The sequence below is a fragment of the Phycicoccus avicenniae genome (genome assembly GCF_050496545.1).
GTDB classification, from domain to species: domain Bacteria; phylum Actinomycetota; class Actinomycetes; order Actinomycetales; family Dermatophilaceae; genus Phycicoccus; species Phycicoccus avicenniae_A.
In genome coordinates, this window is record NZ_JBNVZV010000009.1 from 79,310 (window position 1) to 105,541 (window position 26,232).

Genomic DNA, 26,232 nt, shown 5'->3' on the forward strand with positions numbered 1-26,232 from the left:
CGGAGGGGCCACACTTCGGAATCCGTCGCCCACCGTGGAAATGACCGGCCGGGAGCGCCGACCGGTCGGGACGCGGAAGGGCCCCCGACCGGGTGGTCGGGGGCCCTTCCGTGTGCGTTCCGGCGGCAGGCGCCGGGGGGTCTCAGCCCTCCGCGGCGACCGGCAGCTCCAGGCCGCGCGTGTGCGGGGTGCCCTGGAAGGTGAACGTGTCGTCCTTGGTCTCGCCGGTGGCGTCGACCGCGACGATCTCGCCGGACTTCAGCTCGTTGAAGAGGATCTTCTCGGAGAGGACGTCCTCGATCTCGCGCTGGATGGTGCGGCGCAGCGGGCGCGCACCGAGCACGGGGTCGTAGCCCTTGGTCGCCAGGAGGTTCTTGGCCGCGACCGTGAGCTCCATGCCCATGTCCTTGTCCTTGAGCCGCTTGTCGAGCTTGGCGATCTCGAGGTCGACGATCTGGACGATCTCGGCCTGCGAGAGCTGCGGGAAGACGATGGTGTCGTCGACGCGGTTGAGGAACTCGGGGCGGAAGTGCTGCTTGAGCTCGTCCTGCACCTTGGCCTTCATCCGGTCGTAGTCCGACCGGGTGTCGGGGCCGGCGCTGAACCCGAGCGTGCCCTTGGAGATGTCCCGGGTGCCGAGGTTGGTCGTCATGATGATGACCGTGTTCTTGAAGTCGACCATCCGACCCTGGGAGTCGGTGAGCCGGCCGTCCTCGAGCACCTGGAGCAGCGAGTTGAAGATCTCCGGGTGGGCCTTCTCGACCTCGTCGAAGAGCACGACCGAGAACGGCTTCCGGCGCACCTTCTCGGTGAGCTGGCCACCCTCCTCGTACCCCACGTAGCCGGGGGGCGAGCCGAAGAGGCGCGAGACGGTGTGCTTCTCGCTGTACTCCGACATGTCGAGCTGGATGAGGCTGTCCTCGTCGCCGAAGAGGAACTCCGCCAACGTCTTCGCGAGCTCGGTCTTCCCGACGCCGGTGGGGCCGGCGAAGATGAACGAGCCGCCCGGACGACGCGGGTCCTTGAGGCCGGCCCGCGTGCGGCGGATGGCCTGGGACAGCGACTTGATGGCCTCGTCCATGCCCACGACGCGCTTGTGCAGCTCGTCCTCCATGTGGAGCAGGCGGCTGGACTCCTCCTCGGTCAGCTTGAAGACCGGGATGCCCGTCGACGCGGCGAGGACCTCGGCGATGAGCTCCTCGTCGACCTCGGCGATGACGTCCATGTCGCCGGACTTCCACTCGGCCTCGCGGCGGGCCTTCTCGGTGCGCAGGTTCTTCTCGTCGTCGCGCAGGCGCGCGGCCTTCTCGAAGTCCTGGCCGTCGATGGCCGACTCCTTCTCGCGGACCACGCCGGCGATCTTCTCGTCGAACTCGCGCAGGTCCGGCGGTGCGGTCATCCGGCGGATGCGCAAGCGCGCGCCCGCCTCGTCGATGAGGTCGATCGCCTTGTCCGGGAGGAAGCGGTCGTTGACGTACCGGTCGGCCATGTTCGCCGCCGCGACGAGCGCGCCGTCGGTGATGGACACCCGGTGGTGCGCCTCGTAGCGGTCGCGCAGGCCCTTGAGGATCTCGATGGCGTGCGCGAGCGTCGGCTCGGCGACCTGGATCGGCTGGAAGCGGCGCTCGAGCGCGGCGTCCTTCTCGATGTGCTTGCGGTACTCGTCGAGGGTCGTCGCGCCGATGACCTGGAGCTCGCCGCGGGCCAGCATCGGCTTGAGGATGCTCGCCGCGTCGATGGCGCCCTCGGCGGCACCCGCACCGACGAGGGTGTGGATCTCGTCGATGAACAGGACGATGTCGCCGCGGGTGCGGATCTCCTTGAGGACCTTCTTCAGCCGCTCCTCGAAGTCACCGCGGTAGCGGCTGCCGGCGACGAGCGCGCCGAGGTCGAGGGTGTAGAGCTGCTTGTCCTTGAGGGTCTCGGGGACCTCGCCCTTGACGATGTCCTGCGCGAGGCCCTCGACGACCGCGGTCTTGCCGACACCGGGCTCGCCGATGAGGACGGGGTTGTTCTTGGTGCGGCGGGACAGCACCTGCATGACCCGCTCGATCTCCTTCTCGCGCCCGATGACCGGGTCGAGCTTGCCCTCGCGCGCGGCCTGGGTGAGGTTGCGGCCGAACTGGTCGAGGACGAGCGAGCCGGCCGGGGTGCCCTCGGCGGGACCGCCCTGCGCCGAGCCGGAGCCCGGGGCCGCCCCCTCCTTGCCACCCTGGTAGCCCGAGATGAGCTGGATGACCTGCTGGCGCACGCGCGAGAGGTCGGCGCCGAGCTTGACCAGCACCTGGGCCGCCACGCCCTCGCCCTCACGGATGAGGCCGAGGAGGATGTGCTCGGTGCCGATGTAGTTGTGGCCGAGCTGGAGCGCCTCGCGCAGGCTCAGCTCGAGGACCTTCTTGGCGCGCGGCGTGAACGGGATGTGCCCGGTGGGGGCCTGCTGGCCCTGCCCGATGATCTCCTGCACCTGCTCGCGGACCGCCTCGAGGCTGATGCCGAGGCTCTCCAGGGCCTTGCTCGCGACGCCTTCGCCCTCGTGGATCAGGCCGAGCAGGATGTGCTCGGTCCCGATGTAGTTGTGGTTGAGACCGCGCGCCTCCTCCTGGGCGAGCACGACGACGCGGCGTGCGCGGTCGGTGAACCGTTCGAACATGGTGCTTCTCCTGACGTCGAGTCCCCTCGATGCTAGTCGCGTGACCTGAACGAGGTGCCCTCGATGTCGAAGGCACGGGCCACACGTCCTACGGGGTGGACAACGCCCGGTGCGTGGACGCCTGTTCCGCGTTCGCCCACGGCGTAGCGCCGCGTCGCGGTCAGCGGGTGGCGCGGTGGCGCTCGGCGTGCGCGCGCACCTTGGCCCGGTTGCCGCACCAGCGCATCGAGCACCAGCGGCGGCGGCCCGAGACGTCGAGGAAGACCCATCCGCAGCCCAGTCCGGGGCAGGCGCGGACCCCGGTGACCTCCGGGCGGGTGAGCAGGTCGGCGGCGGTCCAGGCGAAGGCGTCGGCGGGGCGGTCGAGGTGCTCGGTCGTGATGCCCTCGACACGCCAGCGGGCCGGACGCCCGGCGACCAGCTCGACGGTCGTCGCGGCCGAGCGGACCGCGACCGCCAGCTCGGCGACCGCCTCGGGGTCGGCGGGGTCCAGGACCGCGGAGCGGATGACGGCCCGTACCGTGCGCGTCCGCTCCAGAGCCGCCTCGGCGACGTCCGGCTGGCGGGAGGCGGCCCGCCGCAGGCGCGTCACGTCGTGCTCGGGCAGCAGCCCGAGGTCCCCCGCGAGCACCGCGAGGTGGTCGTAGGAGACGAGGTAGTCGCTGGCGTGCGCGCCGTCCCAGCCCGAGAAGGTGTTGACCAGCTCCAGCGCGGGGTGGCGGGCGACGGGTTGGGGCAGCACGAGGCCCTCGAGGGTTCTCCAGTGCTGCTCCGCCACCGTTGGAGGGTACCCGGGGGTTACGGTCGGTACTAACCGGTCAATGAAGATCAATGGTTAGGAGCACCTCATGACCATCCGAACCCGCACCGCCCGGACCCTGCTGGCGGCGGCGACCGCCACCGCCCTGCTCGGCGCCGCCGCCCCGGCCGCCCTCGCCATGGACGACCACCACCCCGGCCACGGCTCGCCCTGGACGCCGTACCGCACCGAGGAGGTCGTCGTGCCGGCCGCGCGCTCGACCTGCGGGTTCGACGTGCGCATCACGCCGCTGCGCGACGAGGAGGAGTACCGGACGACGTCCACGTATCCCGACGGCACACCGCGCACGCAGCTCTTCCGCGGTGCCCTGGTCGAGCGGTACACGAACCTCGCGAGCGGCGCCTCGGTGGTGCGTGACCTCAGCGCCACCGCCGTGTTCGCCTACCGCCCGGACGGCAGCCCCCAGTCGCTCACCTCGGTGCACGGCGCCTTCGGCACGACGATGCCGCCCGGCAGCACGCCGGACACCGGCCTCTACGTGCTGGGGGGCCACGGCACCCGCGTCACCTTCGAGGCCGACGGCACCCGCACCTTCCGGCTCGGCCACCACGGCACCGCCGAGGACGTCTGCGACGCCCTGGACTGACCCCCGACCCCGCGGCTCAGGCGGGGCGGACCTCGTCGGAGAGGACCGTCATCGTCAGGACGCGCTCGGGCCCGCGGGCGGACTGCAGCAGCACGGGCATCCCGGGGCGCGCGAGGTCGAACCAGTAGTGGTCGACCGCGTCACCGTCGCCGACGGTGTACCGCAGGCAGTCGAGGTCGCCGAGGGCGTGCTCGAGGCGCACCCGCTCCACGGAGCTGCGGACCGCCGGGAAGGAGGCGTGCGCCTGCAGCTCGCGCCAGGTGACCTCCTCGCTGCCGCCCTCGCCGGCGGGTTCGCCATCGGCGTCGAGCGGGGTGCGGACCTGGACGGCGCCCTCGGGACCGACCTGCGTCCAGCGCACCGCGCGGCAGACGGGCTCCTGCCCGGCCGGCTCCACGAGCACCACCTGGGTGCGCCCCTCGGGCGTCGCGTAGCGGATCTCGTCGGCGGTGAAGGGGGTGGGCAGGTGGTCGGGCTCGAGCAGGTGGGGGTCGTGCGCGCTGGTCATCCCCCGTGGATACCAGTCCGGGGCCCGGCGCAGGGCATCAGCGACGGCGCTGGCACCGACCGCACCAGAACAGGTTGCGCCCGGCGACCACCTGCGTGCGGATGCGCGAGCCGCAGCGCTCGCACTCCTCGCCGGCCCGCTTGTAGACCGAGGAGGTGCGCTCCTCGAGCCGCGGGCGCTCCCCGCGGCCCAGCGCGGCCTCGACCTCGAGCACCTGCTCCTCGACCGTGACGATGCGCCCCGTCGCCACCCCGAGCGGCATCAGCCGCACCAGGTCCTCCCACACGAGCCGCCACGACGCCGGCTTCATCGCGCGGCCCTCGGTGAACGGCGAGAGCCGGTGCCGCCACAGCACCTCGGAGCGGTAGACGTTCCCGACCCCGGCGAGCACGGCCTGGTCCATCAGCAGCTCGGCGACCGGCCGGGACGAGCGCTGCAGGCGGCGCCACGCGCGCTCGGGGTCGGCGTCGGCGCGCAGCGGGTCGGGGCCGAGCCGCTCGAGGACGGCCGCGACCTCGTCCGGCGTCTCCACCGCGCAGAGCGTGGGGCCGCGCAGGTCGGCGACGTGCGCGTCGGTGGCCAGGCGCATCCGCACGGCACCGACCACCGGGGCCTCGGCCGTCCAGGCGCCCTCGTCGACGGTGAACGTGCCGATCAGCCCGAGGTGCACGTGGACCCAGCGGTCGCCGGCGAACTCGAGGAACAGGTGCTTCCCGCGCGAGGAGGCCGCGAGCAGCTCGTGGCCCGAGACCTGGGCCGCCCCCTCGACGAAGCGGCCCTGCGGGCTCGTGACGACGGGGTGGGTGCCGGCGAACGCGGCGTGCAGGTCGCGGGCGAGCGCGAACAGGGTGTGTCCCTCGGGCATGGGGCCATCCTGCCCGCGGGGGGCGGTTCAGCCCAGACGCGCGAGCATGCCCTTCATCTGGGCGATCTGCTTGGCCTGGGTGACGTTGATGTCGGCCGCGATCTCCTCGACCCGCTCGTCGGCGGCCCCCTGGGCGTGCTCCTGGACCATCGCCAGGGCGCCCTCGTGGTGGCGGATCATCAGGGTGAGGAAGAGGCGGTCCGCGGCGACACCGGTGGCCGCGCCGAGCTCGCGCAGGTCCTTCTCGCTGGCCATCCCCGGCATCGAGTGCGCCCCGTGGTCGGCGAGGTTGGGGTTGGTCGCCTCCGGCGGCACGTCCGCGCCGCGCTGCTCGAGGTAGCCGGCCATGGCGTCGATCTCGGGCTTCTGCTCGTCGCGGATCCGCGAGGCCAGCGAGGCCACCTGCCGGTCGGTGAGGTCGCTCGTGACGGCGTCGACCATGACGATGGCCTGCGCGTGGTGCGTGACCATGTCGGTGAGGAACTGCTGGTCGCCCGGCCGGATGCTCGGCGTCGTCACCGGGGCCGCGGCCGAGCCGGTGAGGGTGGCGTTGGGCTCGCCCGGCCTGCCCGGCTGGAGCACCGGGACGGTCGGGGTCGGGGCGGTGACCGCGGGGGCCGACTCCCCTCCGGACGTGCACGCGGCGAGCCCGACGAGGACCCCCGCGGCGAGCGCGGCGGCACCGGCGCGGCGCAGGCCGGCGGGGCGGGAGGAGGTGCTGGTCACCCGTTCACCCTAACAATTCGCAGGTCGGGAATTCTTTACGCTGCCCATACCCTAAGAGGTTGCTGAGTGAGGCAGGGTGACCGGATCACACGCCTGCCCGGGCACGACACACCCGTCTCGACGCGCGCCCGGCCGACGGATCGAGGTCCTGAATGAGACTCACACGCATCCTCGCGGTGGTCGCCGCGAGCACCCTCGCGACCGGGATGGGGGGGATCGCCGTCGCCTCTGCCGGCGACGGGCTGAACAAGTCCGGCACCCAGCTCGAGGTCGACGAGATCGGCTACAGCAAGACGGTCCAGCACCTGAGCAACACCGCGCCGGTCGGCAGCTTCGCCGGGTCCACCGGTTCGGACATCGCCTTCCAGGACGAGTACGCGTTCGCCGGGAACTACAACGGGTTCGTCATCTACGACATCTCGAACCCGAAGCGCCCCAAGACCGTCGCCCAGGTCAGCTGCCCGGGCTCGCAGAACGACATCACGGTCAACGGCAACCTGCTCTACCTCTCCACCGACTCCTCGCGCAGCGACGACAGCTGCGCCAGCGTGCCGGCCCCCGCCTCGGAGAAGTCCTCGTGGGAGGGCATCAAGATCTTCGACATCAAGAACAAGTCGGCCCCGCGCTACCTCAAGGCCGTCGAGACGCGCTGCGGGTCGCACACCCACTCCCTGCTCCCGGGCAAGGGCAAGAACAAGGGCAACGACTACCTCTACGTCTCGAGCTACTCGCCGAACGCGACGTTCCCCGACTGCCAGCCGCCGCACGACATCATCTCGATCGTCGAGGTGCCGACGAAGAACCCGGCGGCCTCGCGGGTCGTGGCGACGCCCGTTCTCTTCCCCGACGGCGGCAACCCCGGCGGCACCGGCCCGACCGGCACGAACTACTCGGCGACCACCGGCTGCCACGACATCACCGTCTACCCGAAGAAGGACCTCGCGGCGGGTGCGTGCATGGGCGACGGCATCATCATGGACGTCAAGGACCCCAAGGCGCCGAAGGTGATCGAGCAGGTCAGTGACACCGAGAACTTCGCGTTCTGGCACTCGGCCACCTTCAACAACGACGCCACGAAGGTCGTCTTCACCGACGAGCTCGGCGGCGGCGGCGCGGCCACCTGCAACAACACGGTGGGCCCGACCCGAGGGGCCAACGCCATCTACGACCTGTCCAAGCGCAACCAGCTGACGTTCAAGTCGTACTACAAGATCCCGCGCAACCAGTTCAACACCGAGAACTGCGTGGCCCACAACGGCTCGCTCGTCCCGGTCAAGGGTCGCGACGTCATGGTGCAGTCCTGGTACCAGGGCGGGACCTCGGTCTGGGACTTCACCGACTCCGAGAACCCGAAGGAGATCGGCTACTTCGAGCGCGGCCCGATCAGCAAGACCTCGCTCGTCGGTGGCGGCACGTGGTCGAGCTACTACTACAACGGCCACGTGTACTCGAACGACCTGGTCAAGGGCTTCGACGTCCTCAAGCTCAAGGACAAGTCGCTCAAGCCCGCCGAGTCGGTCCACCTGGACCAGCTCAACCCGCAGTCGCAGCCGGTCTACAAGACGCGCTGACGCTCGAGCGCACGCACGAACGGCCCGTCCCCTGCGTGGGGGCGGGCCGTTCCGCGTGCCGGGGGCGGTGCTCAGGCGGGGCGCTGCACGAGCACGGGGTCGCCAGGGCGGACCGTGCCGGCCACGACGACCCGCGCGTTGAGGCCGCGCAGCCGCAGCGGACGGCCGACCTCGCCGTTGACGAAGCGCATCGCCTCCGCCCCGAACCGCTCGACGAACTTCGCGCACCCGGTGTGCGGCACCTCCGTGACCTCGACGACCGCGCCCCGTGCGGCAGGGTCGCCGATAACCAGCCGGGTGCCGACGGGCAGGTTCTCGTGGGAGAGGTCGAGGTCGAGGAACAGCTGGTCGCCGGCGAGCGCCCTGCGGTCCGGGTCGCCGGCCAGGAACTCGACGAGCCGGGCGTTCATGATGTTCAGCTGCATGTCGGGGTGGGCGCTGCCGTCGGCGGTGCGGCTGCTGCCGCGGGCCCGCCAGCCGTCGCCGACCAGGCCGTCGTCGAGGTCGAGCACGCCCTCGACGAGCACCTCGCGCTCGCCCGGGGCGGTGCGGCGCACGAGGAGCTCGAGGCTGCCGACGTCGCGCGGGCTCGCGGCGAGCAGCTCGGGGAGGAAGGCGGCGAGCTCCTCGAGGGTGCGGTGGCGCAGGGCGGTCTCGGTCACGCCGCCAGTGTGACGGGGCGTCCGGGCCGCGCGCCACGACGTCCCACGGGCCGACCCGACCGTCTGAGAGCGGGCTGAGGCGGTCGCGGACGGGGACCGGTTCCTCCGCCTCCACCGGGCACCGCGCGCGGCTAGCGTGCCGCCGTCCACAGCCCCCTGAGGAGGATCCCTCGATGACCCGTGCCCGCTCCCTGTCCCGCCGTTCGACGATGGCCACCGCCGTCGTCTGCGCCGCCCTCGTCGGTGGCGGCGTCGCGTACGCCGCGACCGCCGAACCCGCCATCAAGACCTTCACCCCGCGCTCCGCGGACCAGGTGACCAACATCGACGTGCTGCGCCAGCAGCTGCGCAACTACTACGGCGACCCCCTGGGCACCGGCACCTTCGCCCCGGACTCCAACTACGCGAAGGAGGCCGCCTCGGTGGCCCGCGCCGGGTCGCGCTGGCTCGACGCCCGCGAGCACGGGCACGGCCGCTCCGAGGACCGCCACCACCCGCGCGGCACGAAGGCCATCGTCCTCGACGTCGACGACACCAGCCTCACGACGTGGAACTACGAGATCGCGAGCAACTGGGCCTTCAACCCCACGACCAACGGCCAGTACGTCACCGACCAGAAGTTCCCCGCGACCCCGGGCATGGTCGAGATGGTGAAGAAGGCGAAGGCCGAGGGCTACGCCGTCTTCTTCCTCACCGGCCGCCCGACCTCGCAGGAGGCCGCGACCCTCGGCAACCTCACGGCGGACGGCGTCGGCGTGGACGCCGGCTACCCGGCCCCGACGACGCTGACGAACGGCGAGGACGGCCTGTTCACCAAGCCCGACGTCGCGGCCTACCCCGACTACCTGAAGCAGGCCTGCGCGAACGACCCCGGCGGCAAGTGCACGACCATCCACTACAAGTCGGCGACGCGCGCGCACATCGAGTCCCTCGGGTACGACCTCGTCGCGAACTTCGGTGACCAGTACAGCGACCTGAAGGGCGGTCACGCCGACCGCACCTTCAAGCTGCCGAACCCGAACTACTTCCTGCCGTGACCGGGGTCCCGTCTCAGGCGGGGAGGCGGTAGGCCTCCCCGCCGGGCGCGGCGGCGCTCGCCGGGACCGGCTCCACGAGTCCGTCCTCGACGAGCGTGCCCAGGCACCGCTCGACCTGCGCCGCATGCTGCACGGGGTCGAGCCCGAGCCGGGTGAGCACCTCGTCCTCGAGCAGGGGCCGCGGGACGGGGTGGCTCACCTCCCGGAGCACCTGGACGAGTGCTCCACGGACCTGGCGGTCGGTGCCGTGCCAGGCCTGGCCGCGGCGGGCCGGGCCGTCGTCGGGCGGGCTGCCGGCCGCCACCCACGCGCAGACGTCCTCGAGCGGGCAGGCGCCGCACTCGGGGATGCGGGCGCGGCAGACCACCGCGCCGAGCTCCATCACCGCGACGTTCCAGCGGACGGAGGTGCGTGCGTCGGTCGGCACGGTCGCTGCGGCCAGGCGGGACTCGGCCGCGGTCAGCGAGGGCGAGGCGTTGGGGCGCCCCTCCAGCGCCCTGGCCAGCACGCGGCGGACGTTGGTGTCGACGACCACGGCGCGCCGGCCGTGGGCGAAGGCGGCCACCGCGGCCGCCGTGTACGTGCCGACCCCCGGCAGCCCGAGCAGCGCCTCCTCGGTGTCCGGCACCCATCCCTCGTGGTCGCGGGTGATCGCCACCGCGGCCTCCCGCAGCCGCAGCGCGCGCCGGGGGTAGCCCAGCCGCCCCCACGCCCGCACCACCTCGCCCGGGGTCTCGGCGGCCAGCGCGGCCGGGGTGGGCCAGCGCTCCATCCACTCCCGCCAGACCGGCTCGACGCGGGCCACGGGCGTCTGCTGGAGCATCACCTCGCTGACGAGCACGCCCCAGGCGTCCGTGCCGCCGTCGCGCCACGGCAGGGTGCGCTTGTGCGCCTCGTACCAGGTGAGGACCCGGTCGTGCAGCACCGCGAAGGGGACCGCCGCACGGGGAGCGCCCGGCACGTCAGACGTAGCGCTCGAGGATGCTCGTCTCGGCGAGACGGGAGAGGCCCTCGCGGACCAGGCGGGCCCGGCCCTCGCCGACACCGTCGACGTCCATGAGGTCGTCGATGTTCGCCGCGAGCAGCTTCTGGAGGCTGCCGAAGTGGGTCACGAGCCGGTCGACGATGGCACCCGGCAGGCGCGGGACCTTCGAGAGCAGGCGGTGCCCGAGCGGGCTGACCGAGGAGTCGAGGGAGTCGCCGACGACGGTGAAGCCCATCGCCTTGGCGCCCGCCGCGGGGTCGAGGAGCTCGGTGGAGTCGATGGCGGTGAGGTTGTCGACGGCCTCGTCGAGGGAGAATCCGGCCTTGGCCTCCGGCAGGTAGTCGCGGATGACCAGGCCGAGGTCGTCGGACAGGCCGCCGGTGAGCTCCTCGAGCTGGAGGCTGAGCAGGCGGCCGTCGGTGCCGAGCTGGACGACGTACTCGGCGATCTCGTCCTTGATCCGGCGGACCATCTCGAGGCGCTGGAGCACGTTGGCGACGTCGCGGACGGTGACGAGGTCCTCGATCTCGAGCGCCGAGAGCGTGCCGGTGACCTCGTCGAGGCGCGACTTGTAGCGCTCGAGGGTCTGCAGGGCCTGGTTGGCGCGGGACAGGATGGCGCTGGAGTCCTCGAGGACGACGCGCCGGCCGGCGACGTAGAGCTGGATGATGCGCATCGACTGGCTGACCGAGACGACGGGGAAGCCGGTCTGCTTGGCGACGCGCTCGGCGGTGCGGTGCCGCGTGCCGGACTCGAGGGTCTCGATGCCGGCGTCGGGCAGGAGCTGGGTGGCGGCGCGCAGGATGCGGGTGACGTCGCGGTCGACGACGACGCCGCCGTCCATCTTCGCGAGCTCGCGCAGGCGGGTGGCCGAGAACTCGATGTCGAGGGGGAAGCCGCCGGTGGCGATCTGGTCGATGACCCGGTCGTGGCCGAGCACGATGAGGGCGCCGGTGCGGCCCCGCAGGATCCGCTCGAGGCCGTCGCGCAGCTCGGTGCCGGGGGCGACCGCTGCGAGGGTGGCGCGCAGGAGGTCGTCCTCGCTCTGCGGCACGCTCACTCCTCCTCCTCGACGGGGTCCGGGGTCGGGCCGCGGGATGCGGGCCGGTCCGGCGCGATCCTATCGGGCAGGTGCTGCGGCCGCGCTGTCGATCTGCGGGACCTCGCAGTCCCGGACCCCGACGGGTCGAGGTGGACGAGGTACCCGGGACGGCTCGGCATCACCTCCACCCGTTCGGCGCCTTCGGCGGATGGAGGTGAAAGCGGCCCCGGGGACGGCCCGGCATCACCTCGACCCGGCCGGATCAGCGGACGGGGACGTCGTGCAGGGCGCGGCCGACGGCCTCGGCGACGGTGCCGACCTCGAGGATCGAGATGCCGTCGGGGACCGGCCCGGCACCGAGCACCCCCTGCGGCACGACGGCGCGGGTGAAGCCGAGCCGGGCGGCCTCGGCCAGCCGGCGGTGCGCGCCGGTGACCGGGCGCACCTCGCCGGCCAGCCCGACCTCGCCGAAGGCCACGGTGCCCTCCGGCAGCGGGCGGTCGGTGATGGCGCCGGCCAGCGCGAGCGTGATGGCGAGGTCGGCGGCCGGCTCGGTGAGCCGCACGCCCCCCACCGTCGAGAGGTAGGCGTCGCTACCGCCGATGGGGGCCTGGGCACGCTTGTCGAGGACGGCGAGCACCATGTTGACCCGCGCGGTGTCGAGGCCGCTCGTGGCGCGGCGCGGGGTGGCCAGGGTCGAGGCGGTGACGAGGGCCTGCACCTCGGTGACGAGCGGACGCCGGCCCTCGAGGGTCACGGTGACGCAGGTGCCGGCGACGGCCGCCGTGCGCCCGGAGAGGAAGAGCCCGCTGGGGTCGGTGAGCCCGACGATGCCGACGTCGGAGAGGTCGAAGCAGCCGACCTCGTCGGTGGGGCCGTACCGGTTCTTCACCGCGCGGACGAGGCGCAGCCGCGAGTGGCGGTCCCCCTCGAACTGGACGACGACGTCGACGAGGTGCTCGAGCACCCGCGGCCCGGCGATCGAGCCGTCCTTGGTGACGTGCCCGACGAGGAGCACCGCGATGCCGCGGGCCTTGGCGACCTGGATGAGCGAGGCGGCGACCTCGCGGACCTGGGCGACGTTGCCGGCCGAGCCCTCGAGCTCGGCGGAGCTGACGGTCTGCACGGAGTCGACGACGAGCAGCTCGGGGCCGACCTGCTCGACCTGGCCGAGCAGCGTCGCGAGGTCGGTCTCGCTGGCGAGGTAGAGCGAGCGGGCCATCGCCTCGATGCGCTCGGCCCGGGCCCGGACCTGCGCCGCGGACTCCTCACCGCTGACGTAGAGCACCCGCCGCTCGCCGTGCTCACCGGAGCGCGCGGCGCGGCCGGCGACGTCGAGGAGCAGGGTGGACTTGCCGATGCCGGGCTCGCCGGCGACGAGGACGACCGCCCCCGGCACGAGCCCGCCGCCGAGGACGCGGTCGAACTCGGGGACACCGGTGGGGCGGGCGGCGGCCCGGGTGACGTCGACCTCGCCGATGGGGACGGCCGGCCGCTCGACGGTCGTGGCCGCGGTGGTGCGCACCGTGGTGCCGCCGGTCTCGGCGACCGAGCCCCACGCCTGGCACTCGCCGCACCGGCCGACCCACTTGGCGGTCTGCCATCCGCACTCGGAGCAGCGGAAGGCCGGGACCCCCCTGCCGCGTCGTGCCGTCGTGCTCGCCATGGCGCCCAACCTACGGCGTGCCCCCGACACGACGAGCTCAGCCCCGCGCCACCGCCGGCCCCCGGTTCGCCTGCACGTCCGCTCACCGACCCCGCACGTGCCGGGTTGCCGCTGTCGCGACGCCAACCGGACAGCGATAACCCCGCACGTGCCGGGTCGAGCCGAGCTGGGGCGGGGAGACGCACGAGGGCCCCGGACCGCGAACGGTCCGGGGCCCTCGGTGTGAGGTGTCGGCGTCAGCCGGCGACGACGTCGAGCTCGACGGTCGCCTGGACCTCCGGGTGGAGGCGGACGAGCGCCGTGTGCGAGCCGGTCGTCTTGATCGGGGTCGGGACCTCGATGCGACGACGGTCGAGCGCGGGACCGCCGGCGGCCTTGACCGCGTCGGCGATGTCGGCGGTGGAGACGGCGCCGAAGAGGCGGCCGCCGGTACCGGCGTGCGCGGTGACGGTGACGGCGCTGGCCTCGAGGTTGCCCTTGATGGACTTCGCCTCCTCGAGGGACTTCACCGCACGGGTCTCGCGACCCTTGGCGATGGAGTCGACCTGCTTCTGGCCGCCCTTGGTCCACGCCGTGGCCAGGCCGCGGCGGAAGAGGAAGTTGCGGGCGTAGCCGTCCTTGACGTCGACGACGTCCCCGGCGGCACCGAGGCCGGTGACCTCGTGGGTGAGGATGACCTTCATCGTTCTGGCTCCTTCTCCGAGGTCAGCGGGACGAGGACGAGTACGGCAGGAGCGCCATCTCGCGGGCGTTCTTGACCGCGTTGGCGATGAGGCGCTGCTCCTGGACGGAGACGCCGGTCACGCGCCGGGCGCGGATCTTGCCGCGGTCGGAGATGAACTTGCGCAGCAGCGCGACGTCCTTGTAGTCGATGTTCTCGACCTTCGCCGCCTTGAGCGGGTTGGCCTTCTTCTTCGGCTTGCGAATGGCGGGCTTGGCCATCGTGGTGCTCTCCTTCTGCCGGCCGGGCCGGCGGATGAGCCCCGGTCACCCGGGGATGGTGTCTGTCTGGTGTGGTGCGAGTCGTCGGCGGACCGACGGCTCAGAAGGGGGGCTCGTCGTAGCTCGGCGCCTGGCCCCAGCCGCCGCCCTGCTGACCACCCTGCTGCGGCTGCTGCTGCGGGGCCTGCTGGCCACCGCCCCAGCCGCCCTGCTGGCCGCCGCCACCCTGCTGGGGGGCGGAGCCACCGGTGGCCCACGGGTCGTTCTGCTGCTGGAAGCCGCCGCCACCGCCGCCGAAGCCGCCACCGCCGCCACCGCCGCGCTCGGCCTTGGTGACCTTCGCGGAGGCGTAGCGGAGCGAGGGGCCGACCTCGTCGACCTCGAGCTCCATGACGGTGCGCTTCTCGCCCTCCTTGGTGTCGTACGAGCGCGACTTCAGCCGGCCCGTGACGACGACGCGCGTGCCCCGGTGGAGGGACTCGGCCACGTTCTCGGCCGCGTCACGCCAGATGGAGCAGCGCATGAAGAGGGTCTCGCCGTCCTTCCACTCGTTGCTCTGCCGGTCGAACTGGCGAGGAGTGGAGGCCACGGTGAAGTTGGCGACCGCCGCACCCGAGGGGGTGAAGCGGAGCTCGGGGTCGGCGGTGAGGTTGCCGATGACGGTGATGACGGTGTCGCCTGCCATGACGGGGGTCCCTTCGGAGTGGTCGTCTGCTGGTGACGGAGGGCTCAGGCGCCGGGGCGCAGGAGCTTGGTCCGCATGACCGACTCGTTGAGGCCGAGCTGGCGGTCGAGCTCCTTGGCCGTGGCCGGCTCGGAGGTGAAGTTGACGACGGCGTAGATGCCCTCGGCCTTCTTCTTGATCTCGTACGCGAGCCGACGACGGCCCCAGATGTCGATCGTGTCGACGGACCCGCCGTCGGTGGTGATGACCTTGAGGAACTTCTCCAGCGAGGGCTGGACGGTCCGGTCGTCGAGCTCGGGGTCGAGGATGACCATGAGTTCGTACTGACGCATGCGCTAACCCGCCTCCTTCGGTCTCAAGCGGTCACGGTCTCTCCGTGACAGGAGGGTATGCGGTGTCGCCCACACCCCCGGTCGAGATGTCCACAGGGTGCTCGATGGGCAACCGTCCCAGCGTACCCGTCGTCGGCGGATGCCCCCAACTCGCGGCCGCCCCCGCCGGGGAGGGTGCGGTCGGCGCGGAGGCCGGGACCCCCCAGGTGGCCCGGGCCCAGACGACCCACCCGATCCGCCCGAGCGCCACGAGGCGCAGCGCGAGCGCGGTGGCGTACCACCCGGCGGGCAGGCCGTGGCCGGGGTCGGTGGCCGCGCCGAGCCAGGTGAAGAGCGCGACGGCGTGCACGACCTCGGCCCCGGCCCAGACGAGGTGGTCCCGCCACGGCACGCCCGCGAGCGCGACGAACGGGACGAGCCAGAGCGCGACGAGCGGAGGCAGCGCCGGCGCGGTGAGCATCGCGACGACCAGCCCCACGAGCACGACGTCGGCGACCGGGGGGCGCGGCGAGCGGCGCGAGACGACGACGGCCAGCGCGGCCGCCACGAGCATCCCGGACGTGGCGAACCCCGCCACGACCGGCGCCCCCAGCGGGTGCTGCGCCAGGGCCGGGACGAACCACGGCGCGCCGGGGCCGGCGCCGTCCGACAGCCAGGCCTGCACCGGCCGCAGCAGCAGCCCGAGGTCGAGGGCCGCGACCGGGCCGACGAGGACCAGCAGCGTCACCCCCACGGTGACGAGCATCCGCCGCACGGCGTCCTCGACCCCGCGGGGCGGCACGAGGGCCATCGCGAGGAGCACGAGCAGGGGCAGCGGGCCCCCGAGCACCGAGACTCCGGCGAGCACTCCCGCGAGCACGACCCGCCCCCGGCCCCAGGCCCACACGGCGACGACGGCCAGGGTGAGGGGCACGAGCTCGACCGACAGCAGGACGGTCAGCGCCAGCACCGGCGAGAGCGCGAGCGCGACCGGGTCGGCCAGTGGGTGGCCGGCGGCGGTACCCACCGCGAGGACGAGCCCGACGAGCAGCACGGCGGCGAGGAGCATCCACAGCACGAGGACCCAGCGCTGCCCGGCGAGGCCACCGCCCGGGGCCAGCGATGCCAGGCCGGAGGTGACGACACCCCGCAGCACCGGGACGTCCAGGTCGGTGCCGCCGCGCAGGAACGCGACGAGCCCGCGCCCTGCCCCGTCGTCGACGAGCGAGGCGAACAGCGGTGAGCCGCACTGCCTCCAGAGCGGCGCCCGCCCCTCCCACCCGGTTCCGGCGCAGGCCGCCTGGCGCAGCGCGGCGACGACCAGCGGCAGCCCGAGCAGCAGGACCACCGGCGCCAGCCGGGCCAGGCCGCTCGGACCCTGCGGAGGCCGCGGGGCCCGGGCACCACGCGACCCCCCGAGGACCGTCAGCAGCCGGTCGGGGAGGCGCGGGTCATGGACGGGGGCCGTCGGCACCGGTGCGGGGCGGGACCGGTCAGCCGGTGCCCGGCCGCACGCCGGTGGGCTGCGCGGCCGGCGAGCTCGGCGGGGCGGTGGGCAGCGTCGGCAGCGGGTTCGAGGGCGAGGGGCTCGCGGGGGCGCTCGGGGACGGCGGCGCGCTCGAGCTCGGCGGGGCCGAGGTCGTCGGGGGGGCCGAGGTGGTCGACGGCGGACGCGTGGTGGTCGGCAGCGGCGGCGGGTCGGCGTCCTCGTTGATGTGCGCCGGCTCCGGGAAGTCGACGACCTTGCTGCCGTCGAGGGCGGCCTTCATGTACTCGGTCCAGATGCGGGTCGGGAAGGTGCCGCCGGTGATGGACCCCGAGCTCGGCAGGTCCTCCATCGACAGCTCCTTGCCCTTGGAGTTGCTGCGGTAGAGCCCGACGGCGGTGGCCAGCTGGGGCACGTAGCCGTCGAACCAGGCCGAGCGGAAGCTCTCGGAGGTGCCGGTCTTGCCGGCCGCGGGACGCCCGAGGTTCTCACCGACGTACCGGGCCGTGCCGCCCTCGACGGGCTGCTGCATCGCGTCGATGACGTCGGACATCAGCGGCTTGTCGAAGACCTGCTGGGTCTTGGGCTCGGCCTTGATGGTCGGGATGGTGGGGTCGGCGAACTTCACCTGCTTGACGAGGTACGGCTCGGCCCGCACGCCCTGCGCGGCGATCGTGGCGTAGGCGTTGGCCATGTCCATCACCGTCACGTAGTCGGTGCCGAGGACGTCGGCCATGTTCGGCTCGAGCTTGGAGCGCACGCCGGCGTCCTGGGCGGCCTTCATCGTGTTCTCGGGCCCGGCCTCGATGTTGAGCTTGGCGTAGACGGTGTTCACCGAGTTCTTCGTCGCCTTGAGCAGGTCGATGTCACCGAAGGACTCGTCCCCGAAGTTCTTCACCCGGCCGCGGCGCGAGTTCTCGTTGGAGGCGCCCGGGTCGGCGAACTCCTCGAAGTACTGCGGGCTGTAGCCGGGGAAGCGCGTCCGGGTGCTGACCTTCTCGGACTGCAGCGCCGCGATGAGGGTGAAGATCTTGAACGTCGAGCCGGCCTGCATCTTGGCCTGGGTGGCGTTGTTCAGCTGCCGCTTGGCGAAGTCCTCGCCGCCGTAGAGCGCGACGACCGCCCCGTTGCCCGGCACGATCGACACCAGGCCGCCGTGGATGTCCTTCTCCTGCGGCCGCTCGTCCTTGATCGCCTCGACCGCCGCCGCCTGCTTCTTCCGGTCGATGGTGGAGACGATGCGCAGACCGCCGCGCGAGATGTCGGCCTCGGGCAGCTTGTACTTGGTGACGAGCTCCTTGCGGATCAGGTCGACGACGTAGCCGCCGGTGCCGCCGAGCGCCTTGGGCTTGTACTCGATGACCTTCGGGAACTCGGCCTTGGCGCGGTCCTCGGGCGAGAGCCACTTCTTGGCGACCATCGCGTCGAGGATGTAGGCGCTGCGCGTCTCGGCGTTCTTGCGCTGCGTGTCGCCCATCGTCGGGTCGTAGAGCGAGGGCCCGCGGATGATCGAGGCGAGCAGGGCCGACTGGGCCGGGGTGAGGTTGCTGGCGTGGGCCTTGGGGCCGAAGTAGGCCTGGGCGGCGGTCTCGATGCCGTACGCACCGCGCCCGTAGTAGATGGTGTTGAGGTAGTTGGTGAGGATCTCGTCCTTGGACTGCTGCTTGTCGATCTTCAAGGAGATGAGGATCTCCTTGGCCTTGCGGGTGACCGTGCGGTCCTGGGTGAGGAAGTAGTTCTTCACGTACTGCTGGGTGATGGTCGAGCCGCCCTGGGTGGCCTGCCCACCCTTCACGGCGACCCAGACGGCGCGCGCGATGCCCGTGGGGCTGATGCCGCTGTTCTGGTAGAAGTCCCGGTCCTCGGCCGCGAGGATCGCGTGCTGCATGTTCGGGCTGATCTTGTCCAGGGGCACCGACACCCGGTTGCCGCCCTCGTCCGAGAGCCGCGCGAGCTCGGTCTTGCCGTCGGAGTAGTAGACGATGCTCGTCTGGGCGTTGACCATCTCGTTCGGCTTCGGGATGTCGGTCATCGCGTAGGCGACACCGAACCCGGCGACCCCGAGGACGAAGAGGACCAGCGCGGTCCACATCCCGCGGCGCAGCCACTTCCGGCCGCGCGAACGGGGGGCCGCGGCCTTCCCGGCGGGTCGGGAGGCTCGGGCCTTGGCCTCGGCGCGGGTACGGGGCTTTCGCTGCGACATGGTCTTCCGGGGGCAGGGGACGGGGGCCGGGTGCGAGCGCACCCATCGGCCAGTATGACGACGCCGTCTGGGAAAAACCCAAATGCGCACGAACCTCCCCCGAGGTCTCCACACTCCCCGACCACCCGACCGCGCGCCCCACAGGCCGAGGGTCGCGCCCTCGTCGCGCCCCCGTCGTGGCCGCGGTTCGGATGCCTCACCGGGGTCCCGATGTCTCGCCGGGGTCCGGATGCCCCGCCGGGGTGCCACAGCACCCCGGCGATGCGGCGACTGCCCGGCCCCGCAGCCGGACACCGGCCGCACTCCCCACCGGCGGAACGGTTCCCGCGTGCACCGCGGCCGTATCGGGTGACCAGGGTCGGCCCCGCTTCCCCCCGGAACGGTTCTCGGGTGAACCGCGGCCGTATCGGGTGACCCGATACCCATGGGGCCACGGGGGCAGCGGCACGGATGCGATGTATCGCTCCGATATATCTATGTTAGCGTCGAGGTGACAAGGTCCGAGTTTGTCACCTCGGGTCCCCCCCGATCGTGCAGGAGGTTCGCCGTGGTCCCACGCCGCGCCCACCTCCTCGAGTTCGCCGTGCTCGGCCTGCTCCACGAGGGTCCGACCCACGGCTACGACCTGCGCCGCCGGCTCAACGAGGCGCTCGGCCCGTTCCGCGCCCTGTCCTACGGCACGCTCTACCCGGCGCTGAAGTCGCTGCTCGGCCGCGGGCTCATCGCCGAGGCCGCCGACCCCGGACGCACCGGCAAGCGACCGCGGGTGGTCTACGAGCTGACCGCCTCCGGCAAGGAGCACTTCGCCGACCTCGTCGCCCGCACCGACTCCTCGGCGTACGAGGACGAGGCCTTCGACGTCCGGTTCGCGTTCTTCGCCCGCACCGAGAGCGAGGTGCGGCTGCGCATCCTCGAGGGTCGCCGCAGCCGCCTCGAGGACGACCTCGCCCGCGTGCGCGAGCGCTCGGTCCGCCGGCGCGAGCGCCTCGACACCTATACCGCGGCCCTCCAGCAGCACGGCGAGGAGCAGACCGAGCGCGAGGTCCGCTGGCTCACCGAGCTCATCGACGCCGAACGGCGCCACCCCACCGACCCCGGCCCCCAGCCGTAGGAGCCCGGCGTCCCCACGCCGGGTCCCGCCCGTCCCGTCCATCCCACCCGATCAGGAGCAAGCCCATGGGTTCCATCCGCGTCGCCGTCGTCGGCGTCGGCAACTGCGCGTCCTCGCTCGTCCAGGGCGTCCACTACTACCGTGACGCCGACCCGGCCTCGACCGTCCCCGGCCTGATGCACGTCGCCTTCGGCGAGTACCACGTGCGCGACGTCGAGTTCGTCGCCGCGTTCGACGTCGACGACAAGAAGGTCGGCAAGGACCTCGCCGAGGCCATCAACGCCTCCGAGAACAACACCATCAGGATCGCCGACGTCCCCACCACCGGAGTCACGGTCCAGCGCGGCCACACCCTCGACGGCCTCGGCAAGTACTACCGCCAGACGATCGACGAGTCCGGCGCCGAGCCGGTCGACGTCGTCGCCGCCCTGCGCGACGCGAAGGTCGACGTCCTCGTCTCCTACCTGCCCGTGGGCTCGGAGCAGGCGGACAAGTTCTACGCCCAGTGCGCCATCGACGCCGGCGTCGCGTTCGTCAACGCCCTCCCGGTCTTCATCGCCTCCGACCCCGAGTGGGCTGCGAAGTTCGAGGCCGCCGGCGTGCCGGTCATCGGCGACGACATCAAGTCCCAGGTCGGCGCGACGATCACGCACCGCGTCATGGCCAAGCTCTTCGAGGACCGCGGCGTGCAGCTCGACCGCACGTACCAGCTGAACGTCGGCGGCAACATGGACTTCAAGAACATGCTCGAGCGCGAGCGCCTGGAGTCCAAGAAGATCTCCAAGACCCAGGCCGTCACCTCGAACCTCACGGGCGCGCTGGCCGGCAAGACCGAGGACCGCAACGTCCACATCGGCCCGTCCGACTACGTCGCGTGGCTCGACGACCGCAAGTGGGCCTACGTGCGCCTCGAGGGTCGCGCGTTCGGCGACGTGCCGCTCAACCTCGAGTACAAGCTCGAGGTCTGGGACTCCCCGAACTCGGCCGGCATCATCATCGACGCCATCCGCGCGGCCAAGATCGCCAAGGACCGCGGCATCGGCGGCGCCCTGCTGTCGGCCTCGTCCTACCTCATGAAGTCCCCGCCGGAGCAGCGCCCCGACGAGGTCGGCCGCGCCCGCCTCGAGGCGTTCATCGCGGGCGACGAGGAGCGCTGAGCCTCAGCACCCTTCCGCACGCCGACGGGGTCGAGTGCGGAAGTGGCTGCCCCGGCGACCACTTCCGCACTCGACTCCGGGAAGCAGGGGTCAGGCGGGGGTCGGGTCGCTGCCTCGGCGCCGCGGCAGGCTCGGCAGGCGCACGCGGCGCCACCAGGGTCCGGCCGGTGACGTGCGCTCGCGCCGGACGAGGAGCGGGCGCGGGTCGGCGTCCGAGCGCAGCCGCGCCCACCGGCTCAGACCCGAGCGCATCGTCCTGCGCGCCGCCTCGGCCTGGGCGTGCAGCGCGGTCGTCGCCTCGGGGTCGCCCTCGCCGGGCCCGAAGACGACGGCGTCGACGGACGCCGCGACCTCGCTGACCGACACCTGCTCGGACGCCGGGGACGCCGGGTGCGCCTCCGCGCCAGGGGTGTCCGGCTCGGTTCCAGCGGCGGGGCGCAGCGCCACGGCCGCGTCGATGCCGTGCGCCTGCTCGCGCCGGGTGACCCCGCGCGGCACGGCGACACCGAGCGAGCGGGACTCGGCGACGAGGTCGCGCCACACCCACGCCGCCCGACCGGGCACCGGCCCGAGGGAGGCGTGCTTGCGCCGGCGCCGCGCCTTGAGGAAGCGCACCAGCGCGACGTAGCCGGCGGCGAGCAGGACGAGCAGGACCAGGCCCGCGAGCACCTGCAGCCAGAGCGGCCAGGCGGTGACGTCGAACGGGTTCTTCTTGCGCTTGGCGAGGTCGGTGGCGTTCTGCGCCTGGTCCGGGCCCTGGAGCACCGACGGCGGGCTGACACCGGCCGGCGGCGGCACCTGGGCACCGACCTTCTGCTCCTCGGTCTTCAGCTGCTGCTCGCTCGGCGTCTTGTCGCGGCTCGGCACGAACGTCGAGGCGCCGAGGGGGTACCAGGACCCGTTGCCCAGCTGCACCTCCACCCAGGCGTGGACGTCCTTGCCGCGCACGCTGCCGTCGGCCTGCGGCACACCGCCCATGACGACCCGCGAGGGGATGCCGAGGCGCTGGCCGACGAGGGCCAGGGTCGCGGCGTACTGCTCGTCGTTGCCGGCGAGCTTGGAGGACCCGACGAAGCGGCTGAGCCGGGAGACGGCGTGCCCCGGGAGGTAGACCTTCTCGAAGCTGTTCGGGGTGCCGCCGTCGGTGTAGGTGCCCTCGGTGCGCATCGCGGTCGCGAAGGCCCGCAGCTTCGACCACGAGCCCCCCTCGGCCCGCGAGGTCCACGCGTCGATGCGTGAGTCGAGGAAGTCGGTGTCGACGCCGGTCGAGGCACCGGCCGCGACGTCGAGCTCCTCCGGCAGCGAGGTGGCCGGACGCGGCGGCAGCACGGCGGTCATCGAGTAGGTCTCCCCGCCGAGCAGGCCCGCGGGGACGACGGCGGTGTCGGTCTCGGTGTTGAGCCAGAGGGCGGAGGCGAGGTCCTCGGCGCGGGGGCCGGTGAACTCGATGCGGGTCGGGTCACCGACGGTCGGGAGCCAGTTGCCCGCGTAGCCGCCGTCCGGGACGGTGACCTCGACGTCGACGCGCCGGCCGTCCTCCGCGGCGGCGATGCGCGAGCCGACCTGCTGGAACGGCACGCCGTCGGCGCTGCGGTCGGCGGCGCCCCAGACGAGGCCGTCGTAGCGGTCGAGGGTGGCGAAGCGGACCGGGGTGCCGGCCGGCGCACCGGTGACCTTCAGCACGGTCTCGTCGTAGAGCTTGGCGTCGTTGGGCTCGGTGTAGCGCCGGAACCCGGGCAGCGGGCTCGCGAACTGCGAGACGTCGAGGGGCGGGACCAGCCGGGTCCGCACCACCTCGCGGCGCGCGTCCTGCGACGTGCCGGGCAGGGCGGGGGACGCGAAGGCACCCGCGAGGAGGGCGATGACGACGAGCCCCGCGCCGGTGGCGAGCCGCACTCCCCGGCCGGCGCCGTTCTGCACCGGCGGGCGGGTGCGCTGGGCCCGCACGACGAGCCAGGCCACGAGCACGGCGGCGAAGCCGACACCCTGGACGAGGCGCGCGGCCGGCTCCTCGGTGCCGAAGGCGATGGAGGCCGCGAGCAGAGCCAGCGGCGCGAGCGCCGTCAGCGGCACGCTGGCCCAGCGGCGGGCGATGCCGAGGGTCAGGGCGCCGCCGAGCAGCCCGGCGAGCCAGGGCAGCGCGACGACCCCGCCGCGGGCGTCGACGGGCGGCAGCAGCGTCAGCCACTTCTTCCACCCGAGGACCGCCCACGTGGCGAGGTCGACGAAGGTCTGCGGCGTGGGGATCACGCCACCGATGAGGTTGTCCCGCACAGCGAGCGGCCCGCCGAGCAGGAAGTAGGCGGCCGCCAGGACGAGGAAGGTGGTCAGGGCCATCCACCGGAAGACGCCGGCGAGGTGGCCGACCAGCAGGCCGAGGACCATCCCGGCCCAGGCCGCGACGACCCACTCGGTGCCGAGGAAGCCGGTGCGCATCCCGACGAGGGCGATGCTCACGAGGACCGCCGCGAAGCCGATGTCGACGAGCGCGTCGCGGTCCGGCAGGGCCCGGAGCAGGGCGCTCGGGGCCTCCGGGTCGCGCGGCCGGCGGCGACGGGCCGAGCCGCCGCGCAGTGCGGTGGCGAGGCTGGGGGGTGCCGGCTGGCCGGCGGGTGCGTTGGCGCTCATGTTAGGGCTCCGGAGAAGAGGACCCGCCGCAGGTCGGTGAGCTCGCGGACGTGGAGGATGACGATCGACCCGAGGCGGCGGACCCCGACGGGGACCTCCGGGTCGACGACGAGGGCGACCTTGACCACCTCGGGCTCGAACTGGTCGAGGGTGCGCTGCACCTGGATGAAGGGCCGGTCGACACCGGTGACGAGCACGGCGATGCTCGCGTCCGGGGCCAGCGCCGAGGCCTCCCCGACGGAGGCGTAGAGGTCGAGGTCCCCGACCTGGGCGCGCGAGAGGGAGTCCAGGGTCAGGGGGGCGGTGGTCCGCGATGCCGTCTCGCCGTGGCAGACGACCGTGGTGTCCTGCTCGTCGAGGATCGAGCGGACGGCGAGCGAGGCCGCGCAGGAGATGCCGAGCTCGACGCCGTCCTCGTCGGCCGTGTACACCTCGGGCGTGGTGTCCACGACCACCGCGAGGTGCGAGCGCCGGGTGTCGAGGAACTGGCGCACGAGGAGCCGGCCGTGCTTGGCCGACGAGCGCCAGTGCACGTACCGGCGGTCGTCACCGGGCTGGTACTCGCGCAGGGCGTGGAAGGCGAGGTCGGACATCGACAGGTCCGGCGTGACCTCGCCCTCGAGGTCGCGGAGCAGTCCGGCGCCCAGGCTGTCGAGGCTGATGGTGCGCGGGTGCACGTAGAGCTCGGTGCGCTCGGTCCACTCGACCGTCCGGCGGACGAGGCCGAGCGGGTCGCCGTGCACGGTGGTGGCCGGACCCACGGGCACGACGCCTCGCCGGTGGGTGGGGACGACGAACAGCTCCTCGTGCGTGCGCCCGGAGGCCAGCGCGGGGAGCGTGAAGCGGGCCGCGGTCTCGCCGACCGGCAGCTCGACGAGCAGCGGGAGCATGCCGCGCTTCGAGCCGTTGGTCACCGCCACCCGGCCGGTGGCGGGGTCGCCGACCGTGACGCGGGCCGGCTCGACGTCGGCACGTATGCGGACCTTCGCGCGGTCCAGGGCCAGCAGGACGCACGCGAGGACGAGGACCAGGCAGGCCGCGGCGACCATCCCGAGCTCGGCCCAGGCGAAGCGGGAGGTCAGCCACCACGCGACGAGGCCGACGGCCAGCACGGTCCACCCGAGCGCCGAGACCCAGCGCAGCACCTCGACGACGGGGTGCCAGACCGGCCGGGTCTGCTCGGCGATGGGTCGGATCCGGCTGCCGGTGAGGACGAGGATGCGCGCGCCGGTGTCGGTGAGCGCGCTCGGCACCTGGACCCGCGGCAGGGTGATGGTGCGGGTGTTGCCGTCGGCGCGGGTGCGCCCCCGGGTGGCGGTGCGGGCGCGCGGGGCGTCCGGACGGTCATCGCGGCCGGGGCCGGTGGTGCGCAGCCGGGGCAGGCTGATCCGCGGGCCGCGCGGGCCCTTGCGCCGCGCGGTCCGGGGCGCCTTGGGCTGCTGGCGCTCCTTGGCGTCGGCGCCGCCGCGTCGCGAGGACCGTGCGCTCGTGCGCTCGTCGGCGTCCACCGGACGCGGGCCACCGCCCCCGCCGCGGGCGGCGGGGGGCGGGGTGAGGTCCGAGCGACGGACGGTCGACTCGGCCTCGTCGGGGAGCCCGGTGGGGTCACTCATGCGGGGACGCGCTCCGTGGGCGGCGCCACCTCGGCGAGGATCTGGTCGATGACCTGCGCGACGGTGATGCCGGCGAACTGGGCCTCGGCGGTGACGAGCAGGCGGTGGTTGAGCACCGGCTGGGCGAGCATCTTCACGTCGTCGGGGACGACGTGGTCGCGGCCCTGGCTGATCGCCCAGGTCTTGGCGCAGCGGACGAACGCGAGGCAGCCACGCACCGAGAGGCCGAGCCGGATGCTCACGTGGCGCCGGGTCTCCTCCGCGAGCCGCGAGACGTAGTCGAGGATCGCGTCGTCGACGTGCACCTCGTCGGCGAGCTCGGCCATGTCGGTGACGACCTGCGAGGTGACGACGGGCTCGAGGGCCTTGGTGCGGTCACGGGTGGCGGCGTCGCGCAGGACCCGCACGGTCGCGTCGTGGTCGGGGTAGCCGAGCGTCGTCTTCATGAGGAAGCGGTCGAGCTGGGCCTCGGGCAGCCGGTAGGTGCCGGCCTGCTCGATGGGGTTCTGGGTCGCGATGACCATGAACGGCTCACCGACGCTGTGCCGCGTCTTGTCGACGGTGACGTGGCCCTCCTCCATGACCTCGAGCAGCGCCGACTGCGTCTTCGGCGAGGCGCGGTTGATCTCGTCGGCGAGGACGATGGTCGCGAAGATCGGGCCCTGGTGGAACTCGAACTGCTTGCTGTTGGGGTCGTAGATCGTCACGCCGGTGACGTCGCTCGGCAGCAGGTCGGGGGTGAACTGGATGCGCGAGTTCGTGCCCTTGACGGTGCCGGCCATCGCCCGCGCGAGCTGGGTCTTGCCGGTGCCGGGGAAGTCCTCGAGGAGCAGGTGCCCCTCGGAGAGCATGCAGGTGAGGGCGAGCCGGATGACGTGCTCCTTGCCGAGCACCGCCTTGTCGACGTTGGCGACCATGGCGGAGAACGTCTGGGAGAACCAGGCGGCCTGGTCGGGCGAGACGGTCATGCGGGGGTTT

At 72.9% G+C, this 26,232-nt stretch carries 23 protein-coding genes; 5 read left to right on the forward strand and 18 right to left on the reverse strand.

Annotated elements, in window-relative coordinates:
• Nucleotides 1-142 precede the first annotated feature (142 nt).
• Entirely contained in the window at nucleotides 143-2,650 is a 2,508-nt protein-coding gene (locus ACQZ2A_RS09800; RefSeq protein WP_430210180.1) for an ATP-dependent Clp protease ATP-binding subunit, read from the reverse strand.
• A gap of 160 nt (nucleotides 2,651-2,810) precedes the next feature.
• On the reverse strand, nucleotides 2,811-3,428 hold the full coding sequence (locus ACQZ2A_RS09805) for a CGNR zinc finger domain-containing protein (protein ID WP_430210183.1): 618 nt from the start codon (nucleotides 3,426-3,428) through the stop codon (nucleotides 2,811-2,813).
• A gap of 70 nt (nucleotides 3,429-3,498) precedes the next feature.
• On the opposite strand from ACQZ2A_RS09805, the gene ACQZ2A_RS09810 reads away from it, so the two are divergent.
• Entirely contained in the window at nucleotides 3,499-4,056 is a 558-nt protein-coding gene (locus tag ACQZ2A_RS09810; RefSeq protein ID WP_430210185.1) for a hypothetical protein, read from the forward strand.
• A 16-nt stretch (nucleotides 4,057-4,072) separates the two neighbouring features.
• Here ACQZ2A_RS09810 and ACQZ2A_RS09815 read toward each other — a convergent pair whose 3' ends face one another.
• From ACQZ2A_RS09815 to ACQZ2A_RS09825, 3 genes are read right to left on the reverse strand one after another with little or no spacing between them, the layout of a single operon-like run.
• On the reverse strand, nucleotides 4,073-4,564 hold the full coding sequence (locus tag ACQZ2A_RS09815) for a hypothetical protein (RefSeq protein WP_430210188.1): 492 nt from the start codon (nucleotides 4,562-4,564) through the stop codon (nucleotides 4,073-4,075).
• 37 nt (nucleotides 4,565-4,601) lie between these two features.
• A complete protein-coding gene (locus tag ACQZ2A_RS09820; protein ID WP_430210190.1) occupies nucleotides 4,602-5,429 on the reverse strand; it encodes an Fpg/Nei family DNA glycosylase in 828 nt (275 codons plus the stop codon).
• Between the two features lie 27 nt (nucleotides 5,430-5,456).
• On the reverse strand, nucleotides 5,457-6,155 hold the full coding sequence (locus ACQZ2A_RS09825; protein WP_430210192.1) for a DUF305 domain-containing protein: 699 nt from the start codon (nucleotides 6,153-6,155) through the stop codon (nucleotides 5,457-5,459).
• A 152-nt stretch (nucleotides 6,156-6,307) separates the two neighbouring features.
• On the opposite strand from ACQZ2A_RS09825, the gene ACQZ2A_RS09830 reads away from it, so the two are divergent.
• Nucleotides 6,308-7,726 carry an LVIVD repeat-containing protein gene (locus ACQZ2A_RS09830; RefSeq protein WP_430210194.1) on the forward strand — a complete coding sequence of 473 codons (1,419 nt, stop codon included), beginning with the start codon at nucleotides 6,308-6,310 and terminating at the stop codon, nucleotides 7,724-7,726.
• Between the two features lie 71 nt (nucleotides 7,727-7,797).
• On the opposite strand, the gene ACQZ2A_RS09835 is transcribed toward ACQZ2A_RS09830, so the two are convergent.
• Nucleotides 7,798-8,388, reverse strand: coding sequence for a hypothetical protein (locus ACQZ2A_RS09835; protein ID WP_430210197.1), 591 nt, complete (start codon nucleotides 8,386-8,388; stop codon nucleotides 7,798-7,800).
• Nucleotides 8,389-8,561: 173 nt separating this feature from the next.
• On the opposite strand from ACQZ2A_RS09835, the gene ACQZ2A_RS09840 reads away from it, so the two are divergent.
• Nucleotides 8,562-9,425 carry an HAD family acid phosphatase gene (locus ACQZ2A_RS09840; RefSeq protein ID WP_430210198.1) on the forward strand — a complete coding sequence of 288 codons (864 nt, stop codon included), beginning with the start codon at nucleotides 8,562-8,564 and terminating at the stop codon, nucleotides 9,423-9,425.
• A gap of 13 nt (nucleotides 9,426-9,438) precedes the next feature.
• Here ACQZ2A_RS09840 and ACQZ2A_RS09845 read toward each other — a convergent pair whose 3' ends face one another.
• From ACQZ2A_RS09845 to ACQZ2A_RS09885, 9 genes are all read right to left on the reverse strand, one after another.
• On the reverse strand, nucleotides 9,439-10,350 hold the full coding sequence (locus tag ACQZ2A_RS09845; RefSeq protein ID WP_430210200.1) for an A/G-specific adenine glycosylase: 912 nt from the start codon (nucleotides 10,348-10,350) through the stop codon (nucleotides 9,439-9,441).
• A 37-nt stretch (nucleotides 10,351-10,387) separates the two neighbouring features.
• Nucleotides 10,388-11,464: a DNA integrity scanning diadenylate cyclase DisA gene (disA, locus tag ACQZ2A_RS09850; RefSeq protein ID WP_430210324.1), complete on the reverse strand. Its 1,077-nt coding sequence runs from the start codon at nucleotides 11,462-11,464 to the stop codon at nucleotides 10,388-10,390.
• A gap of 250 nt (nucleotides 11,465-11,714) precedes the next feature.
• Nucleotides 11,715-13,118 (reverse strand): DNA repair protein RadA, encoded by a 1,404-nt coding sequence (radA, locus tag ACQZ2A_RS09855; protein WP_430210201.1) that lies wholly within the window; start codon nucleotides 13,116-13,118, stop codon nucleotides 11,715-11,717.
• Nucleotides 13,119-13,354: 236 nt separating this feature from the next.
• Nucleotides 13,355-13,801, reverse strand: a complete 447-nt coding sequence (gene rplI, locus ACQZ2A_RS09860) for a 50S ribosomal protein L9 (RefSeq protein WP_430210202.1) — start codon at nucleotides 13,799-13,801, stop codon at nucleotides 13,355-13,357.
• Between the two features lie 22 nt (nucleotides 13,802-13,823).
• Complete coding sequence (rpsR, locus tag ACQZ2A_RS09865; RefSeq protein WP_030526145.1) at nucleotides 13,824-14,060, reverse strand: 30S ribosomal protein S18; 237 nt, start codon at nucleotides 14,058-14,060, stop codon at nucleotides 13,824-13,826.
• Nucleotides 14,061-14,160: 100 nt separating this feature from the next.
• Nucleotides 14,161-14,745, reverse strand: coding sequence for a single-stranded DNA-binding protein (locus ACQZ2A_RS09870; RefSeq protein WP_430210204.1), 585 nt, complete (start codon nucleotides 14,743-14,745; stop codon nucleotides 14,161-14,163).
• A 44-nt stretch (nucleotides 14,746-14,789) separates the two neighbouring features.
• Complete coding sequence (rpsF, locus tag ACQZ2A_RS09875; protein ID WP_430210206.1) at nucleotides 14,790-15,077, reverse strand: 30S ribosomal protein S6; 288 nt, start codon at nucleotides 15,075-15,077, stop codon at nucleotides 14,790-14,792.
• 31 nt (nucleotides 15,078-15,108) lie between these two features.
• Nucleotides 15,109-16,404, reverse strand: coding sequence for a hypothetical protein (locus ACQZ2A_RS09880; protein WP_430210209.1), 1,296 nt, complete (start codon nucleotides 16,402-16,404; stop codon nucleotides 15,109-15,111).
• Nucleotides 16,405-16,549: 145 nt separating this feature from the next.
• Nucleotides 16,550-18,745, reverse strand: a complete 2,196-nt coding sequence (locus ACQZ2A_RS09885) for a transglycosylase domain-containing protein (protein WP_430210211.1) — start codon at nucleotides 18,743-18,745, stop codon at nucleotides 16,550-16,552.
• A gap of 547 nt (nucleotides 18,746-19,292) precedes the next feature.
• Between ACQZ2A_RS09885 and ACQZ2A_RS09890 the strand changes: the two genes are divergently transcribed.
• Together ACQZ2A_RS09890 and ACQZ2A_RS09895 are read left to right on the forward strand one after the other, a co-directional pair.
• Nucleotides 19,293-19,856 (forward strand): PadR family transcriptional regulator, encoded by a 564-nt coding sequence (locus tag ACQZ2A_RS09890; protein WP_430210213.1) that lies wholly within the window; start codon nucleotides 19,293-19,295, stop codon nucleotides 19,854-19,856.
• A gap of 65 nt (nucleotides 19,857-19,921) precedes the next feature.
• Nucleotides 19,922-21,013 carry an inositol-3-phosphate synthase gene (locus ACQZ2A_RS09895; RefSeq protein ID WP_430210217.1) on the forward strand — a complete coding sequence of 364 codons (1,092 nt, stop codon included), beginning with the start codon at nucleotides 19,922-19,924 and terminating at the stop codon, nucleotides 21,011-21,013.
• A gap of 90 nt (nucleotides 21,014-21,103) precedes the next feature.
• Here the strand turns inward: ACQZ2A_RS09895 and ACQZ2A_RS09900 are convergent, their stop codons facing one another.
• From ACQZ2A_RS09900 to ACQZ2A_RS09910, 3 genes are read right to left on the reverse strand one after another with little or no spacing between them, the layout of a single operon-like run.
• Nucleotides 21,104-23,641 (reverse strand): transglutaminaseTgpA domain-containing protein, encoded by a 2,538-nt coding sequence (locus ACQZ2A_RS09900; protein WP_430210219.1) that lies wholly within the window; start codon nucleotides 23,639-23,641, stop codon nucleotides 21,104-21,106.
• Entirely contained in the window at nucleotides 23,638-25,254 is a 1,617-nt protein-coding gene (locus ACQZ2A_RS09905; RefSeq protein WP_430210220.1) for a DUF58 domain-containing protein, read from the reverse strand. The genes ACQZ2A_RS09900 and ACQZ2A_RS09905 overlap by 4 nt, the downstream gene beginning before the upstream one ends.
• Entirely contained in the window at nucleotides 25,251-26,222 is a 972-nt protein-coding gene (locus ACQZ2A_RS09910) for an AAA family ATPase (protein WP_430210222.1), read from the reverse strand. The genes ACQZ2A_RS09905 and ACQZ2A_RS09910 overlap by 4 nt, the downstream gene beginning before the upstream one ends.
• Nucleotides 26,223-26,232: the final 10 nt, after the last annotated feature.